Origin of the sequence: Streptomyces durbertensis, assembly GCF_014156695.1 — a bacterium.
GTDB lineage: Bacteria > Actinomycetota > Actinomycetes > Streptomycetales > Streptomycetaceae > Streptomyces > Streptomyces durbertensis.
Genome location: NZ_WMLF01000655.1, coordinates 1 through 2,039 on the forward strand (window position 1 = coordinate 1; position 2,039 = coordinate 2,039).

Genomic DNA, 2,039 nt, shown 5'->3' on the forward strand with positions numbered 1-2,039 from the left:
CTGCTCCGCCGCCTCCGGGCCGGGCAGCGAGTCGGTCCGCACGGCCTGGTGCAGCCGGCGCAGGTCGTGCCCCGGGTCCATGCCCAGCTCCTCCCGCAGCACCCGGCGGCTCTCGGCGTAGACGGCCAGCGCGTCGGCCTTGCGGCCGCAGCGGTGCAGGGCCGTCATCAGCTGGCCGCGCAGCCGCTCGCGTACCGGGTTCTCCGCGACCAGCCGCACCAGCTCCGGGACCAGCGACGTGTGCCGCCCGAGCGCCAGCTCGGCGTCGATCCGGCTCTCCAGCGCCGCCAGGTAGGCCTCCTCGATGAACGGGCCCTCGGCGTCGACGAGTTGCTCCGTGACGTTGGCGAGGGCGGGGCCGCGCCTGAGGTCGAGGGCCGCCGTGAGGTCTTCGGCGGCCTGCGCGTAGCGGCCGGCGGCGAGGCCGGCGAGGCCACGGCCGGCGAGCCGCCGGAAGACGTGCCAGTCCAGCGGGACGTCGCCGATGTCCAGCCGGTAGCCGGGGCTGCGGCGCTCCAGGCGCACCCCGGCGGGCAGCCGCTTGCGCAGCTCCGACACGTGCGCGTAGAGCTGCGCGGTGACCGTCGTGGGCGGGTCGGCCCCCCACAGCCGGCTCTTCAGCAGCGTGTCCGACAGCACCCTGCCGCCGGCGAGCAGCAGCGCCGCCAGCAGCGTGCGCTGCTTCACTCCGGCGAGCCGCGCCGCCCCGTCCCCCGCGAGCTCCACCGGACCGAGGATCCGGAATTCCATCGCTGTACGCCCCGTCCTGCCGGTGGTCGGTCCGCGGAGGCCGCTCGCCGTCCGACGTCGCGACAGCCGTCCGCTCCACCGGCCTGGTCTGTGCCATGGCTCGGTCTGGCGCCATTGGTACCAGCCGCTCGCTGCACGCTACAACGGTACGGACAGCAAACTGCCAAGCCTCCTGAACTGTGTTTCCGCCTTGTCCCTTTTGGTCAGATGGGCGGGTTGCCGTGTTTGCGGAGAGGTAGCTCGGCGTGCTTGCGGCGCAGCATCGACAGCGCGCCGGTCAGCGTCCGACGTGTCTCGGCCGGGTCGATGACGTCGTCCACCAGGCCGCGTTCGGCCGCGTAGTACGGGTGCATCAGCTCGGCCTTGTACTCCTTGACGAGCTGGGCCCGTGTCGTCTCCGGGTCGTCGGCGGCGGCGATCTGCCGGCGGAAGACGACGTTCGCCGCGCCCTCGGCGCCCATCACCGCGATCTCGTTCGTCGGCCAGGCGAAGGCCAGGTCGGAGCCTATGGAACGCGAGTCCATGACGATGTAGGCGCCGCCGTACGCCTTGCGCAGGACAACGGAGATGCGGGGAACGGTGGCGTTGCAGTAGGCGTACAGCAGCTTGGCGCCGTGCCGGATGATGCCGCCGTGCTCCTGGTCCACGCCCGGCAGGAAGCCCGGCACGTCCACGAGGGTGACCAGGGGGATGCTGAAGGCGTCGCAGAGCTGGACGAAGCGGGCCGCCTTCTCCGAGGAGTTGATGTCCAACACGCCGGCGAGGGTGCGCGGCTGGTTGGCGACGACGCCGACGACCTCGCCGCCGAGCCGGGCCAGCGCGCAGACCACGCTGGGCGCCCAGCTCTCGTGGACCTCCATGTACTCGCCGTCGTCGACGATCTCCTCGACGACCTCGCGCATGTCGTAGGGGAGGTTGCCGTCGGCCGGCACCAGGGAGGCGAGCGCCGGGCAGAGCCGGTCGGCCGGGTCGGCGGACTCGACGACGGGCGGGTTCTCCCGGTTGTTCTGCGGGAGCATCGAGAGCAGGAAGCGGACCTCCTCCAGGCACGACTCCTCGTCGTCGTACGCGAAGTGCGCCACACCCGAGGTGCCCGCGTGCACGTCCGCGCCGCCGAGCCCGTTCTGGCTGATCTGCTCACCCGTCACCGCCTGCACCACGTCCGGACCGGTGATGAACATCTGCGAGGTGTCCCGCACCATGAACACGAAGTCCGTCAACGCCGGCGAATACGCCGCACCACCCGCACACGGACCGAGCATCACCGAGATCTGCGGAATCACACCCGA

Annotated in this window: 2 protein-coding genes; both read right to left on the reverse strand. The window is 71.8% G+C overall.

All coding sequences use genetic code 11. The features are described 5' to 3' along the window. Positions 1-750 (reverse strand): AfsR/SARP family transcriptional regulator (locus GL263_RS25585; protein WP_182858116.1); only part of this gene is annotated, 750 nt, incomplete at its 3' end. 203 nt (positions 751-953) lie between these two features. Beyond that, positions 954-2,039 (reverse strand): acyl-CoA carboxylase subunit beta (locus GL263_RS25590; protein WP_182858117.1); only part of this gene is annotated, 1,086 nt, incomplete at its 5' end.